General features: G+C 57.6%; 13 protein-coding genes. 3 read left to right on the forward strand and 10 right to left on the reverse strand.

The genetic code is table 11. The features are described 5' to 3' along the window. Window positions 1-107 precede the first annotated feature (107 nt). The 8 genes from ACYASS_RS13850 to ACYASS_RS13885 all read right to left on the reverse strand — a co-directional run bounded on the left by ACYASS_RS13850 (window position 108) and on the right by ACYASS_RS13885 (window position 7845). The gene (locus ACYASS_RS13850; protein ID WP_463586550.1) at window positions 108-1169 is read right to left on the reverse strand and encodes an alpha/beta fold hydrolase; all 1062 of its coding nucleotides are present in this window, start codon (window positions 1167-1169) and stop codon (window positions 108-110) included. 56 nt (window positions 1170-1225) lie between these two features. Further along, window positions 1226-2014, reverse strand: a complete 789-nt coding sequence (otnI, locus tag ACYASS_RS13855) for a 2-oxo-tetronate isomerase (RefSeq protein WP_463586551.1) — start codon at window positions 2012-2014, stop codon at window positions 1226-1228. A 21-nt stretch (window positions 2015-2035) separates the two neighbouring features. Then, window positions 2036-3496 carry a GntT/GntP/DsdX family permease gene (locus ACYASS_RS13860; protein WP_243244096.1) on the reverse strand — a complete coding sequence of 487 codons (1461 nt, stop codon included), beginning with the start codon at window positions 3494-3496 and terminating at the stop codon, window positions 2036-2038. Window positions 3497-3582: 86 nt separating this feature from the next. Beyond that, entirely contained in the window at window positions 3583-4221 is a 639-nt protein-coding gene (gene otnC, locus ACYASS_RS13865) for a 3-oxo-tetronate 4-phosphate decarboxylase (RefSeq protein WP_463586552.1), read from the reverse strand. Beyond that, window positions 4218-5510, reverse strand: a complete 1293-nt coding sequence (gene otnK / locus ACYASS_RS13870) for a 3-oxo-tetronate kinase (protein ID WP_463586553.1) — start codon at window positions 5508-5510, stop codon at window positions 4218-4220. Before otnK ends, otnC begins: the two co-directional genes overlap by 4 nt. Before the next feature lie 10 nt (window positions 5511-5520). Further along, window positions 5521-6471, reverse strand: coding sequence for an L-threonate dehydrogenase (gene ltnD / locus ACYASS_RS13875; protein ID WP_463586582.1), 951 nt, complete (start codon window positions 6469-6471; stop codon window positions 5521-5523). 258 nt (window positions 6472-6729) lie between these two features. After that, on the reverse strand, window positions 6730-7020 hold the full coding sequence (locus ACYASS_RS13880) for a DUF2845 domain-containing protein (protein ID WP_463586554.1): 291 nt from the start codon (window positions 7018-7020) through the stop codon (window positions 6730-6732). A 3-nt stretch (window positions 7021-7023) separates the two neighbouring features. Then, complete coding sequence (locus tag ACYASS_RS13885; RefSeq protein WP_122666940.1) at window positions 7024-7845, reverse strand: DeoR/GlpR family DNA-binding transcription regulator; 822 nt, start codon at window positions 7843-7845, stop codon at window positions 7024-7026. Between the two features lie 716 nt (window positions 7846-8561). Between ACYASS_RS13885 and ACYASS_RS13890 the strand changes: the two genes are divergently transcribed. Continuing rightward, on the forward strand, window positions 8562-9065 hold the full coding sequence (locus ACYASS_RS13890; RefSeq protein ID WP_463586555.1) for a hypothetical protein: 504 nt from the start codon (window positions 8562-8564) through the stop codon (window positions 9063-9065). A 495-nt stretch (window positions 9066-9560) separates the two neighbouring features. Here the strand turns inward: ACYASS_RS13890 and ACYASS_RS13895 are convergent, their stop codons facing one another. Beyond that, the gene (locus ACYASS_RS13895) at window positions 9561-10829 is read right to left on the reverse strand and encodes a cation:proton antiporter (RefSeq protein ID WP_463586556.1); all 1269 of its coding nucleotides are present in this window, start codon (window positions 10827-10829) and stop codon (window positions 9561-9563) included. Between the two features lie 400 nt (window positions 10830-11229). Between ACYASS_RS13895 and ACYASS_RS13900 the strand changes: the two genes are divergently transcribed. Both ACYASS_RS13900 and ACYASS_RS13905 read left to right on the forward strand, forming a co-directional pair. Further along, window positions 11230-11985, forward strand: a complete 756-nt coding sequence (locus ACYASS_RS13900) for a response regulator (protein ID WP_463586557.1) — start codon at window positions 11230-11232, stop codon at window positions 11983-11985. Between the two features lie 29 nt (window positions 11986-12014). Beyond that, entirely contained in the window at window positions 12015-13352 is a 1338-nt protein-coding gene (locus ACYASS_RS13905; protein ID WP_463586558.1) for an ATP-binding protein, read from the forward strand. Window positions 13353-13710: 358 nt separating this feature from the next. Here the strand turns inward: ACYASS_RS13905 and ACYASS_RS13910 are convergent, their stop codons facing one another. Further along, window positions 13711-15681 (reverse strand): TonB-dependent receptor domain-containing protein, encoded by a 1971-nt coding sequence (locus ACYASS_RS13910; protein ID WP_463586559.1) that lies wholly within the window; start codon window positions 15679-15681, stop codon window positions 13711-13713. Between the last annotated feature and the right edge of the window lie 104 nt (window positions 15682-15785).

The following is a 15785-nucleotide window of genomic DNA, read 5'->3' on the forward strand; positions in this document are numbered from 1 at the left end:
CCTGCGACCCACATCCGGTAGGAGCGAACTTGTTCGCGAGACGATATTCCTGTTTTCACAGGGCCGATGCCTCGCCAACAAGTTGGCTCCTACCTGAGACCGTTTTGCTAAGGCCGGGCGGTGGCTTTCATGAACTCACCCAGCGGTTCAGCATAAAAGCGAGCCATATTGGTCGTGCCGTGCCCGCGGGTCTCCGCGCTGGCAGGAATCAACACCAGGCGCGCATTTTTCAACTGGGCGAGTGATTTCTGCATAGTCCCGGTCTCAGGTGGATTGCGCTCGTCGTCCGCGCTGTTGATTGCCAGTACCGGTGCCTTGATCGCCGAAAGATGCGGCGCCACATCGTAGTCCGCCGACGACTGCCATTGGTAAATGAAGTCGTTCGCGTCGCCCGGCAGCGGTGCCGCCAATCGTTCATCAACCAGTTTGTCTGCCTGTGCCCGTGTAGGCGCCAAAGCCTGATAAGCAAGGGTGCCACCGCTGGTACCGAAGCCAAACATCACGTTGGCCAGACGCAGCGAAGGCGGCGGGCTGGTGTAGTTGCCTTCGTTCCAGGCCGGGTCCTGCTTGATGGATTCGATCAACATGCGCCGCATGATCCAGTTGCGGGCCGACATCGCAGTAGGTTGCGAAGCCATCGGTACCAGCGCATCCATCATCTCCGGCCATTTCTGACCCCACATCCAGGTCTGCATGCCGCCCATGGAATTGCCCATGACCAGCCGCAAATGCTTGATGCCCATCCCTTCAGTCAACAGACGATGTTGCGCCACGACCATGTCGTCGTAGTTGTAGGCGGGAAACTTCATGCGCAAACCGTCAGACGGTTTGCTCGACTTGCCGACGCCGATGCCATCGGGCGCGATGATGTAGTATTTGCTGGCGTCCAGAGGTTGCCCGGGACCAAACAGCTCACCCCCGAAATCCTTGCCCAGCATGTCGCTGGCAGGGCGGTTGGTGCCATGCAGATACAGCACCGCCGGGTTTTTTGGATCGCCGACGGTGATGTAACTCATGCGCAGATTGTCCAGCTTTTCCCCGGTGTGGAAGGTGAAGCTGGGTGCTGTCCATACACCTTCCACTGATGCTGGAACGCTTGCCGCGAAGGCTATTCCCGTCTGCGCCACGATCAGCAGCGCAGCGCACAGGCCGCTTTTGAAACCTTGCATGTTCAGTTCCTCTTTTTGTTTTTATGAGGTGTAGCTGTTGCCAGGACTGACTGTACTCAGCGCTTGAGGCTCTGCCAATCGCGCAGCCATTGCAGGCCGGTGCTGGTGTCGCCTTTGGGCCGATATTCGCAGCCAATCCAGCCGGTGTAACCCAGACGATCGATTTCTTCGAACAGCCAGTTGTAGTTCAGCTCGCCCAGATTCGGCTCGTGACGATCCGGCACACCGGCAATCTGGATGTGGCCTACGCCCGCGAAATCACGACGTAGCTTGGAGATCACATCGCCCTCGACGATCTGGCAATGATAGAAATCGAACTGCACCTTGAGGTTGGCAGCGCCAACTTCCTTGCAGATGGCTTGCGCCTGATCCTGACGATTCAGGAAGAACCCAGGCATGTCACGGGTATTGATCGGCTCGATCAGCACCGTGATGCCTGCCTTGGCGGCTTGTTCAGCGGCGTAGGCGAGGTTTTCCAGGTACACCGCCTGATGGCGTGCACGAAGTTGCTCGTCCGGCAGCAAACCTGCCATGACGTGAATCCGGTCGTTGCCTAGCACGTCCGCGTATTCCAGTGCGCGGGCGATGCCGGTACGAAACTCTTCTTCACGTCCTGGCAGCGAAGCAATGCCACGTTCGCCTGCTGCCCAGTCACCCGGCGGTGCGTTGAACAGCGCTTGCACCAGCCCGTTGTCACTCAGGCGCTGCTTGAGCTCCTGAGTGCTGTAGTCATACGGAAACAGATACTCGACGGCGCCGAAACCATCGGCGGCCGCTGCGCTGAAGCGCTCGAGAAAATCATGTTGCGGGTAGAGCATGCTGAGGTTGGCAGCGAAACGAGGCATGTTAACTCCAGTCTTGTTGGATCAGACGAATGGCCAGATCACCAGGGTCGCAAGGAAACCCAGGGTGCCGAGGATAGTCACCAGCACGGTCCAGGTACGGAGGCCGTCGGCGACATTAAGGCCAGCCAGTTTGGTGAACATCCAGTAACCGGCATCGTTGATGTGCGACATTGCCAGACCGCCACCGCCCATGGCCAGACACAGCAGAGCCAGGTGGTTGGGTGTCAGGTTCAGGGTTGCGATCAGCGGGCTGAGAATACCGGCAGTGGTCACAAGTGCAACGGTGGTGGAACCTTGTACGGCACGCAACAGCAGGGTCAGCAGGAAGCCCAGCGCCAGAACCGGCAGGCCGGTTGTACGCAGCGCTTCGGAGACGACAGCGCCGATGCCGGTATCAACCAGCACTTTACCGAACACGCCACCGGCACCGGCGATCAGGATCACCATGGCAACACCTGGCAGCGCCGAGCCAATCACGTCAGACACCTGAGTGCGGCTCCAGCCACGGCGAGTACCTAGCAACCATGCGCACAGCAAGGTGTCGATCAGCAAAGCAACCAGCGGCGCGCCCAATACAGTCAGCACACTGCGCAGCGTCGAGTCGACAGGCAGCATGGTGGTGGCCAACGTACCGAGCAGAATCAGTACGATCGGCAGCAGGATCAGGCCGATGATCAAGCCGAAGCCAGGCGCCGGAGCGGGAGGCAGCGATGCGGCAAGACTGCTGGCGCTTTCTTCCATGCCTGGCTTGTTCGAATGCGTCGCTTCGCTGCTGGTGTTGGAGTAGTCGCCGTTATGCCAGGCTTGCAGGTCGGCGTTGGTCATATGCGGGCCGTAGACCTCGGCACGAATATCGTCCGTCATCGGGTAGAACTTGCGGGTCATGCGGCCAGCGATGAAGTAACCAATCAGGCTCAGCACTGCAACCATCGGGATACCAAACATCAGTACCCGGCCCAGATCTGCGCCCAACTGGCCTGCAGCGGCAACAGCGCCCGGATGCGGCGGCAGGAAGGCATGCACTGCCAACAATGCCGCACACATTGGCAAGGCGAACAGCAGCAGTGGTTTACGCGCAGCACGGGCGACGCCGTAGGCCAGCGGCATGAGAATGATCACGCCGACCTCGAAGAACACCGGAATACCGACGATGAAACCGGCAACGGTCAGTGCCAGCGGCGTGCGCCGATTGCCGAAGCGTTTGATCAGGGTTTTGGCCAATGCCTCGGCACCACCGGACAGCTCGATGATGCGCCCGATCATCGCGCCCAGGGCAATGATGATCGCAATGTGACCTAGGGTTTTGCCCATGCCGCCTTCGATGGTGGCAACCAGATCAGCCGGCTTCACACCCGCGACCAGCGCAACAATGATGCTCACCAGCATCAACGCCACGAACGGCTGAAATTTGTATTTGAGGACCAGGAACAGCAGCAGCGCGATGCCCGCGCCAGCGATCAACATCAGCATTAGTGGCGTCATACTTTAAAGTCCCATTGTTATTGTTTTCCGGCGGGGCCGGGTCTTGTCGAAGGCCGTTCGAACGGCCCTCAATCAAATGCCTTGAACTACCACTGCGCCCCAAAAACCTCGCGCAACTCCTCCAGGGCAGCCTGGTCGAGTGGCGCGGGTTTTGGGTTGGTCATCAACCAGAGTCGAGCGGTCTCTTCCAGTTCTTCGAGGGCGTAGGCGGCCTTGGCAACCGAGCTTTCCCAGATAACCGGACCGAGCCGTTCGAGCATCACGCCGCGCACACTGTTGGCCAGTTGCGCGACACGCTGGGCGACTTTCGGCGAGCCGGGGCGCTCATAACCAATGAGCGGAATCTGCCCGACTTTCATCACCTGATAAGGCGTCAGTGGCGGCAGGATGTTGTCCTCCTGCCAGACGCCCGCCAGGGTCAACGCAACCAGGTGAGTGGAGTGGGTATGCACCACGCCACCGACACCTGGATTGCGGTCGTAGACCTCGCGATGCAGCGCGAGGGTCTTCGAGGGTTTGCTGCCCGACACCCATTCACCGGCCAGATTGACCTTGGCGATTTCGGTCGGGTCAAGGCGACCCAGGCAGGCGTCAGTCGGCGTGATCAGCCAGCCGTCATCGAGCCGTGCGCTGATATTTCCCGCGCTGCCAACGGTATAGCCGCGGCCATACAGCAGCCTGCCAATGTCGCAAATCTCTTCGCGAAGCTTGTTTTCAGCACTCATGAGGCTTCCCCCGCCAGCTGCTTTAGGGCTTTGCTGAAGAAGTCACGGCCACCGAAGTTGCCGGACTTGAGTGCTAATGCCAGCGGTTGAGCGCCACTGCTGACGGTGGCCGGAACGCCTGGATCAATCTGCGCGCCGATCTTCAGCAGTTGCACGCCCAACGCCTGAACCACAGCGCCGGAGGTTTCACCGCCCGCGACCACGAAGCGGCGCACGCCAGCATTGAGCAAACCTTTCGCGATTTGCCCCAGCGCGTCTTCCACCAACGCGCCTGCGCGTTCAACGCCCAGTTGCTGTTGTACGGCTTTGACTTCATCTGGCGAGCTGGTGGCGTAGATCAGCACGGTTTCGCCTGCTTTGTGGGCGAACTCCAGCGCCTGCTCAACCACCGGACGACCAGCGGCCAACTCCAATGGATTGATACGCAGGGCAGGGCGATTGGCTTCAAGCCAGGCCGCGACCTGACCGTTGGTGGCGACCGAAGCGCTACCTGCCAACACCACTTCACCACCCAAAACCGGCTCAAGTTTGGCGGCGTCGATGTCACGCAATTTGCCAGCCTTGCGGAAATTGCCCGGCAAGCCCAGGGCCAGGCCCGAACCACCGGTCAGCAATGGCAGGTCGGCACAGGCTTCGCCCAAGGTGTAGAGGTCGGCGTCGGACAGCGCATCGGCAATCGCCATGCTCACGCCGTCAGCGCGCAACTCGGCAATTTTGCTGCGCACGCCGTCAACACCTTTGGCGATGCTGTCGTAGCGCAGCAGGCCGACTTTTTGCTGGGTTTGCGATTGCAGCACACGCACCAGATTGGCGTCGGTCATCGGCGTCAGTGGGTGATGCTGCATGCCGGATTCACTGAGCAGCTGGTCCTGAACGAACAGGTGGCCACGGAAGATTGTGCGACCGTTTTCCGGGAATGCCGGACACGCCAAGGTGAAATCGCTGCCGAGTTTTTTCAGCAGTGCTTCGCTGACCTGACCGATGTTGCCCGCAGCGGTGGAGTCGAAGGTCGAGCAGTACTTGAAGAAGATCTGCTCGCAGCCACGTTCGCGCAGCCATTGCAGCGCAGCGAGGGATTCCTCGACCGCTTCGGCGGCAGGCGTAGTGCGTGATTTCAAGGCAATGACGATCGCGTCGGCGTCGAGATCCGCCGCCATTTCAGCCGTCGGAATACCAATACTTTGCACGGTGCGCATGCCGCCGCGTACGAGCATGTTGGCCAGGTCGGTGGCGCCGGTGAAATCGTCGGCGATGCAGCCCAGCAACGGGCGCACAGGAGAATTACTCATCGGTTGCCCCTTAAGCTTGTTCTGGCTTGGCTTTCGGCAATTCGATGCCCGGGAAAATCTTGATCACGGCGGAGTCATCTTCACGACCGTAACCGGCGCTGGAAGCCTGCATGAACATCTGGTGTGCAGTGGCCGAAAGCGGCAGCGGGAATTTGCTGGTGCGAGCGGTATCCAGTACCAGGCCCAGATCCTTGACGAAGATATCCACAGCCGACAGCGGCGTGTAATCGGCTTTGAGGATGTGCGGCACACGGTTTTCGAACATCCACGAGTTACCGGCACTGTTGGTGATCACTTCGTAAAGCGCGTCGGCGTCGACGCCTTCACGCAGGCCCAGCGCCATGGCTTCGGCACTGGCAGCGATGTGCACACCGGCCAGCAACTGGTTGATGATTTTGACTTTCGAGCCGAGGCCGTGAACGTCGCCAAGGCGATAAACCTTGCCTGCCATGCCGTCGAGAATCGCTTGAGCCTTGGCGTAGGATTCAGCCGGGCCGGAGGTCATCATGGTCATCTGACCGGCAGCTGCTTTGGCTGCGCCGCCGGAGATCGGGGCATCGAGATACAGCAGATTTTGCGAGGCCAGACGCTCGCCCAGCTCGACGGCAAAGGTCGGTGCAACGGTGGCGCAACCGATGACAAGGCTGCCAGGACGCAGTGCAGCGATGGCGCCGTTCTCACCGAACAATACGGTTTCGGTCTGCTCAGCGTTGACTACTACGGTGATGATCACATCACAAGCGGCTGCCATGGCGGCAGGGGATGCACAGGCAACGCCGCCTTCGGTGGCGAATTGCTCGGTCACGGCGCTGCGGACATCACACGCATGCACATTGAAACCACTGCGCAGCAACGAGCGGGCAATGCCCAAACCCATCGCACCCAAGCCAATAACGCCGACATTCTTGTTAGTCATGCTGTTTTCCTCGGATGGTTGCCGATGCTCGTCACTGCCAGCAATCGGTCGGAATTGTTCTGATCTGTGAATCTGATAGTGAATCAGTGAGCAAATAATGTGAAGTGTTATTTCTTGTTCACATGGATTCACATTAGCGGAAGCGTTTCGTTGGAGCGGGGCTTGCCGCTCACACGCTCCAACGGGTTCGGGGATCTTCTGTAGGAGTGAGCTAGCTCGCGATAGCGTCCAGTCAGACGACAATTTATCGACAGGCAAACCGCATCGCGAGCAAGGTCACTCCTACAGAAATAGCGTGCGTTCTTATTTTTTGCTTTTGATCTGAACGAGCCGGCCATCAATAAACCGCAGGGTGCGGTACATGCCGTTCTCTGGCCCATAGACCCAGGTTTCGACAGTGACGGCGCCGTGTTTCAGTTGGCCATTGGCGGCCAGTGCAGGCGGGGTGATCTGGCGGTCGGCAGGCGGGCCGCATTTGCGCAGCACTTCAACAGCCAGGTCGCCTTCATTGATCAATGTGCTATTGCAGCGCATTGATGCGTGGGCGTTTGCGCTCAGCAGGACCAGTATCACCAGCAGTGCGCGAATCGCCATGGCTCAGCGTTGGCCCGCTACGGGCGCCAGCAGCAACTCGACACGATGCTTGCGAATACCATCGGCGGCGGCTTCAGCCAGGGCGGCGTCGCTAATGATGATGTCGAACTGTTCCAGCGCGGCAATCTTGTACATGCCGAAGGTGCCGTACTTGGAACTGGTCGCCACCAGCACGGTTTGGGAGGCCGACTGCATGGCGGCTTGTTTGACCTCGACCTTCAACGCGGAGGGCGTTGTCGTGCCGCGCTGCAAATCCCAGGAACTGGTGGACATGAAAGCGATGTCAGTCGCGAGTTGGCGCAAGGTCGCGGCAGCAAGACCTCCAACGCACGACCGATTGGGGTGGTCGAGCAAACCGCCGGTATGGATCACATCGACATGCGTGGCGTCCGCCAGTGCGTTGACGATGCCGAAGTCGTTGGTGACCACGGTCATGCCTGACAACGCTGCAATGTGCGGGACTATTTCCAGGGTGCTGGTGCCTGCATCCAGGTAGATGGTCATGTCGTCGTGCAGAAGACCGGCAGCCAATCGCGCCATGCCTTGTTTCTGCGGCAGTTCGACCACGGCTTTGGATTGATGGCTGGGTTCGCTGTGCAACTGGCTGGCGATGCGCACGCCACCGGTAACCGAATAGGCTCGGCCTTCCTGTTCCAGCAAGGCAATGTCGCGGCGGATGGTCATGTGCGAGCAATCGAACATTTCCACCAACTGGTGCACGCTGAGTACCTGATGCTTTCGCAACTGACGCAGCATCAACTCCCGACGCTGATCGGGAATCATCGGTGTGCCGCCAACGACGGCGATCTCCTCTTTGCTGGACATGCGTGCTCCTGAGCCTCGGTAAAACCGCCAGCACGGGCTGGCGGTCGTGGCATCTTAGCCAATCGAGTCACGCATGACAGCAGTCGCGACTCAACGGTGGCTATTTAACGCTTGTGACCTGTCATAGGCGAGCGATCTGGTCAGTAGGGCCTTGGTCAAGCACGCAAAGATTTCTATAGCTAATAATCATGATTTTCATGTCATTTCTGTACGCGGGCTATAGCGGCCAACTCATGTCCATATAAAGTAGGAAAACTCCGATGGCTCGGCAGGGCATATTCCTTGCTCATGTAGGAGTTTGATTTATTTTAATTGCAGTCGTTTATTGAGTGGCGAAGGCCATTTTCACTACTTATCCTTTGAAGAGAGTATTCACTGCCTAGGTCGATGAATATTTCATGTTTGACGCCGTGTGCAAAAAAATAAAGGGGGGTACGATTTGCAAACCATAATGAAAATACACAATACCAACTATAAACTTCAAACTGTCAAGGGTGTGAGCTCATTGGCTTACCATTCGGATGATTTGCCCAGAGAAAAAATAATAATCTTATAATATACGTCCCAAGTGTATGGCTGATTACGCGAAAGAATGGAACACCGTTGTTCGGCCTTGAGCCAGCAGGACCGGATGAAGACTTCCAATCAATCACTGCCGATCTTTTATACGATAAAAAATCCAGTGGTTTGATCCTGCGGCGGATAACTATCGAAAATTGCTTTGGGTACACCCCGACGCGACTACTGTAGGGGCGGAGCCGGCACAAGCTTTTAAACACTTCCAATGGTCGGATATCATTGATTTCTCTATCGTTGACAGGCTTTCACTAAGCTTCAGTTCTCGGTTGAGCGGCGATTGGAAAGCAAGTTATCTAGGTGGCGACGGCTATTTAATGGTCCTCGTTGATGGTGAACCGTACTGGACTGATGCCATCGGGCAGATTCCCTTTGCCGTGGATACTTACCGGGATTATCTAGAGAAATCGGGAGACGTGGATAAGGCCATTGCGGAAACCGTCAACACTGGAATAGCCTACGGGGATGGAAATCCTCTAATGCCTCGTGCAGACATGACCAATGAATATGATAATTACATGATTTTGAGAAGCGCTCTCTGGGCAGCGGAGAACTTTAAGCTTTCAAAGCAAAAGCGCACTATTGAGGGTAATATTGGTGGGAGAACTTACGAGTCAACGGTCACTGTGTATGAGCCTTCCTAAGATCAAAGGCTCAAGTATCCTGTTGATGCAGAAGCGCTGGCCAAGTATAGAGTTTGGTTGAGATGAGTACGGGCTTTTACTCAAGACTTATGGTGCATAGCGCTGCCTGTTTTGTATATCTTGTTTTGGTGTGGGCAGTCTTTTACTTTTACCGCTATTTTGGCGGGGTAGTCAGCTCGCGGGACGTTGCCGCAGGAATGGCAAGTCAACTGGTTTTCTATTGTGTAGTCGTCAGCAATGTTCTGATGATTGCGATTCCACGCATCGCAACCAGGTTGATAATCACATTCATTACTGGCAGCAGTATCTTCCTCTATTTGGTACCCGAGCACCCTATAAGAGCAATTGCACTTACATTGCTCGCCATCGCAGTGACGATCACTGCAATCCTTGCACCGGTATTGGGCCGTAAAAAATGCTCAGATTAACCCGATGTAACTGAGTCAAGTGGACCGAGCCACTCAGCGTGAGGACTGAATGGCACGGTAGCGTGCGTCAATGATCGGCGGTTTGCTCGTGTGATGGTTTTACTTCGTCACGGGTAACCGCCTTGACCAGCTTGCCAATACTCAACCCCTGCAACAGGATCGATGACAACACCACGATGTAGGTGATGCTCAGCAGCAAGTCGCGCTCCGGCCCCAGTGGCAAGGCCAGCGCCAGTGCCACGGAAACGCCGCCGCGCAAACCACCCCAGGTCAGGATGCGGATCGTGCCTTTGGGCACGGTGCGCCAGCGACGCAGCAGCAGGATGGCCGGCGCAACGGTGACGAACCGCGACAGCAGAATCGCCACCGCCAGCAAGCCTGCTGCCAGCATGTGCGACCACGAGAATGGCAGCAGCAACAGCTCCATGCCGATCAACGCAAACAGCAGCGCGTTGAGCATGTCATCGAGCAATTCCCAGAAGCCGTCCATGTAGCGACGGGTCATGTCGTTCATCGCCAGATTACGGCCCAGGTTACCGATGATCAGACCCGCGACAACCATCGCAATCGGGCCTGATACGTGCAGCTCGGTGGACATTGCCGAACCGCCGATGACCAGCGCGAGGGTCAACATCACTTCGATCTGGTACTGCTCGATGCTCTTGATCATGAGGTACACGGCGTAGCCGATCAGCCCGCCGAACAGAACGCCGCCGACGGCTTCATGCACGAACAACATGGCGGTCTCGCCGACGGTCGGGGTTTCGCCTAGTTGCGCGATACCCAGCAACACGGTGAACACCACAACGGCGGTGCCGTCGTTGAACAGCGACTCGCCGACAATAGTGGTTTTCAACGGCTTAGAGGCATTGGCGGTACGCAGTACGCCGAGCACCGCGATGGGGTCGGTCGGGGAGATCAGTGCGCCGAACAGCAGGCAGTACAGGAAGCTAACGTGCCAGCCGAACCAGCCAAAGATCCAGTAGGCCAAGGTGCCGATCACGGTGGTGGCGATCAACACGCCGAAGGTTGCCAGCAAGCCGATGGGCCAGCGGTAACTTTTCAGGTCCGTCAGATTGACGTGCAACGCGCCCGCAAACAGCAGGAACGACAGCATCCAGTTCATCAGCAAATCGCCGAAATCGATTTGGCTGATCAACTGTTGCACACGCTCTTCGAGACCGGGGAAGCCGAGGAAACTCAGGCCTTGCAGGATCAGCGAAAACATCAATGCGGTGACCATGACGCCGATGGTGGGCGGCAGGCCGATAAAACGAAAGTTCACATAAGTGAGCAGCGAGGTGAGGCAGATAAAAGCAGCAACGAGTTCAAGCATTGGTCTTCCTGTTATTGCGATTCAAAGCGTGCCCGACAGCGATTCACGTTTAAGCGGGCAAGGGTTTGATGGGCCGCCGGGGCAAGCGGACACATATTTTCCCATATCCATGGGAAGTGGCATTGACCACGGCAGGCCGACAGCGTTGCAAATGAGTGCCGGATAGTGGCGCATGGGCTATCATCGCTGCTCGTTAATGGGAATCATCCGCAAATATGTTTGCTCCATCAGGATCTCCATAACAACCTGGACTGGAATGCTGTTTTTGTAGGAGCGGTGCTTGCCCGCGATACATGAGACGCAGATAGACGACATACCGCGTTAACGTTTATCGCGGGCAAGCACCGCTCCCACAAAAGCGCCATGTTTGCAGCGAGAGAACTGCACCATCAGGAACGAAATGAGCTCTGAACCCACCAACAACCCCGCATCACCCCGCATCCTTGTGGTTGACGATCACCGCAAGATCCGCGATCCGCTGGCGGTGTATTTGCGTCGCCATGCGTTTGATGTGCGCACTGCTGAAGACGCGGCGGGGATGTGGCAGTTGCTCAAGCAACAGGCTTTCGACGTGGTGGTGCTGGATGTGATGCTGCCGGACGGTGATGGCTTTGAGCTGTGTGGCATGTTGCATCGTCGGGAAAATATTCCGGTCATACTGCTGACCGCTCGCGACGCATCGGCTGACCGGGTGAAAGGCCTGGATCTGGGCGCGGATGATTACCTGACCAAGCCTTTCGAACCCCGCGAGTTAGTCGCGCGGATCAACAGCGTGTTACGTCGCCGTGGTGCCCAAGGGGCTAGCCATCAGATATCGAGTACCTCGTCGGCGCAGCGTTACGAATTCGCCGGTTTGAGCTTCATTACGGCGACGGAATTGTTGTTGCGCGCTGATGGGTCACAGATCCAGCTAAGCACCGCTGAAAGCAGGCTGCTGACGGTTTTCCTGAAGCATCCTAATCAGACCCTTGATCGCCAGCGTCTACTGGATTTGACGGCGCGTCCCGGCAGCGATGTTTATGACCGCGCCATTGACCGTCAAATCAGCCGCTTGCGTCGCAAGCTGGTGGATGATCCGTTACAACTGCAATTGCTGCGTACTGTCTGGGGCGGCGGTTACATGTTGGCGGCGGATGTCTGCGTGCACTCCCTGTGACGTGGTTGAGCCGATGCTGGCCCCGACGCATGACTCATCAACTGGGTCTGCTGTTACTGCTTGCTCTGCTGGCGTCCAATGCGATTGCCATGCTGTTTCTGCAGCGTACTGGCGCACTGATTCACCCGCTGTCCCGCACTCTGACGCTGGAACGACTGACGACGGCTTATCACGTGGCCCACGAGCTGTCGGCCGCTGATGCTTCGCGAGTGCTGGCAACCATGGAGACGCAAGATGCGCGTTTCTGGATCGCGCAACAGCCTGATGTCACCCCCTTTGATATGCACAAAGAAGAGCGGCGCCTGGCGCAAGAGTTACGTGCACGGCTGGAATTGACGCCGCAGGATGCGGTGAACATTCAGTTGGAACGCGTCACCGGCGGACCTGCCCGGGAAGCGGTGTTTTTTCGAGCTGGCTGGGCGCCTTTGCGATTGCGTACCAGCATCGTTTTGCCCGATGGGCAGACGCTCAATGCCTTGCAGCATCCAGCGGGTGCTTATGAGTGGAGTCGTTTGCTGGCTTACACCTTGCCGGTCACGACGATTCCTGTGCTGCTGATCGTGATCTTCTTCATGCGCAGAGTGGTTCAGCCGGTCAAGACGCTGGCTGAAGCGACAGAGCGTGTCAGTCGAGGTGAGTGGATCGCGCCCTTGCCACTGTGCGGTCCGCAAGAGGCCCGGGATCTGACCACCGCGTTCAATGTGATGCAGGAGCGCATCGCCCGTCATGTGGAAGGCCGTACCCGAATGTTGGCGGCGGTCAGTCATGACCTGAACACGCCGATCACCGAGCTGCGTTTGCAAGTCGAGTTGATCGACGACGGTCCGCTGCGTGATGACATGCTGGAAAGCCTTGATGAGCTACGCGCGATGGTGCGCGAGACGCTGGATTTCGTGCGCGGCGATGCCGTTCAAGAGCCAACGGTCAGGGTATCGCTGAACGAAATGCTCGACGATCTGGCGCGACGTTACCGGACCATGGAGCAGCCGGTGACGTGGCAGGACGGCGAGCCGATCAGTTGCCATTGCCGCCCGTTGGCGCTGAAGCGTGCGCTGACCAATTTGATTGATAACGCCCTGAGGCATGCGGGTGACGCGCAGATCAGCCTGGGGCGTGAAGATGACGGGATGATCCGGCTGGAAATACTCGATCATGGTTCGGGTATTGAACCTGCCTGGTTGACGCAGGTGTTTGAGCCGTTTGTGCAGTTGGGCCGTGGAGGCGCGGATATCAGTCAGGGTGGCGGGCTAGGTCTGGGATTGGCGATCGCCCGCGCCTGTATTCAGGCTCACGGCGGAGAGCTCATTCTGGAAAACCGCCCGCCTGCCGGGTTATGTGCTGTGGTGCGATTGCCTGCGGCGCGTTGAATCATCTCGCGAACAAGTTCGCTCCTACCGGGTGGTGCGGTGTTCATGCCGTTCGGGTAGGAGGCAACTTGTTGGCGATGAGGGCTGCGCGGTGGGTCATTGGAATCATCTCGCGAACAAGTTCGCTCCTGCCGGGTGGTGCGGTGTTCATGCCGTTCGGGTAGGAGGCAACTTGTTGGCGAGGAGGGCTACGCGGTGTGTCATTGGAATCGTCTCGCGAACAAATTCGCTCCTACCGGGTGGTGCGGTGTTCATGCCGTTCGGGTAGGAGGCAACTTGTTGGCGATGAGGGCTGCGCGGTGTGTCATTGGAATCATCTCGCGAACAAGTTCGCTCCTACCGAAATGTCGTTCTGCGATCAGAATCGCACGGTCGTCGATGCCCATAGCGTGCGGCCGTAGTTCACGGTGCCGTAGGTTTCGTCGTCCAGGCGTCTGTCGGTCAGATTGTACAGTGCGGCGTTGAACGAGACGTTCTTGGTCAACTCGTACGAGCCGCCGAAGTCTGTCGTGGTATAGCCCGGCGCCGACTCGTCAGTGATGGTGTTGCCGTACTCCTCGCCGTAGTAATTGATCGCTGCCCAGAGCTGGGTCTTGTCGGACAGCTTCCAGTCAGTGCGGATGTTGGCTTTCTGCTTGGGAGTCAGCGCCAGAGGAGCACCGGCGTTGGGGCCGGTTTTTTGCTCTGAGTCGGTATAGGTGTAGTTGGCTTTCAAGGCCAGGTCGGTGTTGATATCCCAGCGACCGTTCAGCTCCACGCCTTTGATCACAGCCTGATCAACGTTGACTCGGTCCATGATGATGAAACCGTTCCACCTTTCGGTGGTAGTGACCGTAGACAGTTTGTCCTTGAAGTCGTTGTAGAACACGGTTGCGCCAGCCGAGAGGTCATTGCGGTTGGACCACATGGCTGACAGCTCGTAGTTGGTGCTCGATTCCGGCTTGAGGTCAGGGTTGCCGAACATCACGAAGCGGTTACGACGCAGGTAGGCATAGTCCTCGATCACTGCACGCAGTTCCGGAGCCTTGAAGCCGCGAGCAACGCCGCCTTTGATGGTCCAGTCGTCGGTGGCATGCCACACGCCGTAAACACGAGGGCTGAAATGCACGCCGTATTCTTCGTGGTGGTCCATGCGCAGACCGGTGGTTAACGAGAAGCTATCAGTCATTGCCCACTCGTTTTCGGCGAAAAGTGCTTTTTGCACAACCGAGAACTCGTAGTCCACCTTGTCGCCCAAACCCTGGTTCCAGTCAGTGACCGTGGTTTCGTTCCATTGCAGGCCGGTGGTGGTGATGTTGTGCTCGGTCGGGATCACCAGCTTGGCGTCAAACACCGAGTTTTTCACCGTTGGCTTGCGGCCCAGTACGTCAGCCTGTGCTGCGTCAGCCTTACCTTCGCGACTCGACTCTTCCTGTGCGAACGAGATGTCGGAAGTGGCCCAGTCCCAGCGACCCTGGTGAGAGATCGACCAGTGATCACGGTTATTTTCCTGCTCGCGAGTTGCCCAGTTAGGACTCAGGCCGTCGCCGTTTTTCAGGCGGGTTGCGCCAGCTTCCAGCAGAATGTCGTGGTCGATGGTCGGGGTGAAAGCCAGGCGTGCGGTCAGGTCCTTATGGTCAGCCTTGCTGAAACCATTGGTTTCTTCGACGTTGTCATCAGCCTGGCGATCCAGATAGCGCCCCCAGACTTGCAGCCCCAGCGTGTCTTGAATCAGCGGGCCATTGAGGTAGAACTGGGTTTGTCGTGCATTGCCTTGATCGCTGTGCTGGCGCGCCGAATAGTCGTAGGTGACCGAGCCACCCCATTCGGTGGAAACCTTACGGGTGATGACGTTGATCACGCCGCCGATGGCGTCGGAGCCATACAGCGAGGACATCGGGCCACGTACCACTTCAATACGCTCAATAGCTTCGGCTGGCGGGATGAAGCTCTGCTCATAGCCCGAGTTGCCGTTGACCCTTGATTCGCGAGCACTCTGACGTTTGCCATCGACCAGAATCAAGGTGTAATCAGCAGGCATGCCGCGAATCGAAATATCGGTTTCGTTCGCCCCGCCGTTGACCGTCACGCCTTCAACGTCGCGCAGCGCGTCCGTCAAATCGCGGAACGAACGCTTGCGCAATTCGTCACCGGTGATGATTGTCACGGAAGCCGGTGCATCCTCTACGCTCTGCTCATAACCGGCAGCGGTGACGGTTACGTCTTCCAGAATGGTCACCGGAGCGGCTGTGGTTTCTTGAGCCTGAACGCAGGCGCTTTGGGCGATGAGGCACGCCAGCGCGAGCTTCGTCATGGCGACAGTGGGCCGCGAACGAAAAACAGAATGCATGGAACTTCCTTACGAATCGGGTTAAACGTTAATCGTAAGGATTCTCATTGGCGAAGGTTGGACAAGGTGTGACAGCTGGTCTATTGAACTCGCGTAGACCTCTG

The sequence above is a fragment of the Pseudomonas sp. HP_14 genome, assembly GCF_055283875.1.

Excerpts from the sequence above, each read along its gene's own strand:
- ACYASS_RS13850 (WP_463586550.1), bottom strand. The coding sequence starts at position 1,169 with ATGCAAGGTTTCAAAAGCGGCCTGTGCGCTGCGCTGCTGATCGTGGCG.
- otnI (WP_463586551.1), bottom strand. The coding sequence starts at position 2,014 with ATGCCTCGTTTCGCTGCCAACCTCAGCATGCTCTACCCGCAACATGAT.
- ACYASS_RS13860 (WP_243244096.1), bottom strand. The coding sequence starts at position 3,496 with ATGACGCCACTAATGCTGATGTTGATCGCTGGCGCGGGCATCGCGCTG.
- otnC (WP_463586552.1), bottom strand. The coding sequence starts at position 4,221 with ATGAGTGCTGAAAACAAGCTTCGCGAAGAGATTTGCGACATTGGCAGG.
- otnK (WP_463586553.1), bottom strand. The coding sequence starts at position 5,510 with ATGAGTAATTCTCCTGTGCGCCCGTTGCTGGGCTGCATCGCCGACGAT.
- ACYASS_RS13880 (WP_463586554.1), bottom strand. The coding sequence starts at position 7,020 with ATGGCGATTCGCGCACTGCTGGTGATACTGGTCCTGCTGAGCGCAAAC.
- ACYASS_RS13885 (WP_122666940.1), bottom strand. The coding sequence starts at position 7,845 with ATGTCCAGCAAAGAGGAGATCGCCGTCGTTGGCGGCACACCGATGATT.
- ACYASS_RS13895 (WP_463586556.1), bottom strand. The coding sequence starts at position 10,829 with ATGCTTGAACTCGTTGCTGCTTTTATCTGCCTCACCTCGCTGCTCACT.
- ACYASS_RS13900 (WP_463586557.1), top strand. The coding sequence starts at position 11,230 with ATGAGCTCTGAACCCACCAACAACCCCGCATCACCCCGCATCCTTGTG.
- ACYASS_RS13905 (WP_463586558.1), top strand. The coding sequence starts at position 12,015 with ATGACTCATCAACTGGGTCTGCTGTTACTGCTTGCTCTGCTGGCGTCC.
- ACYASS_RS13910 (WP_463586559.1), bottom strand. The coding sequence starts at position 15,681 with ATGCATTCTGTTTTTCGTTCGCGGCCCACTGTCGCCATGACGAAGCTC.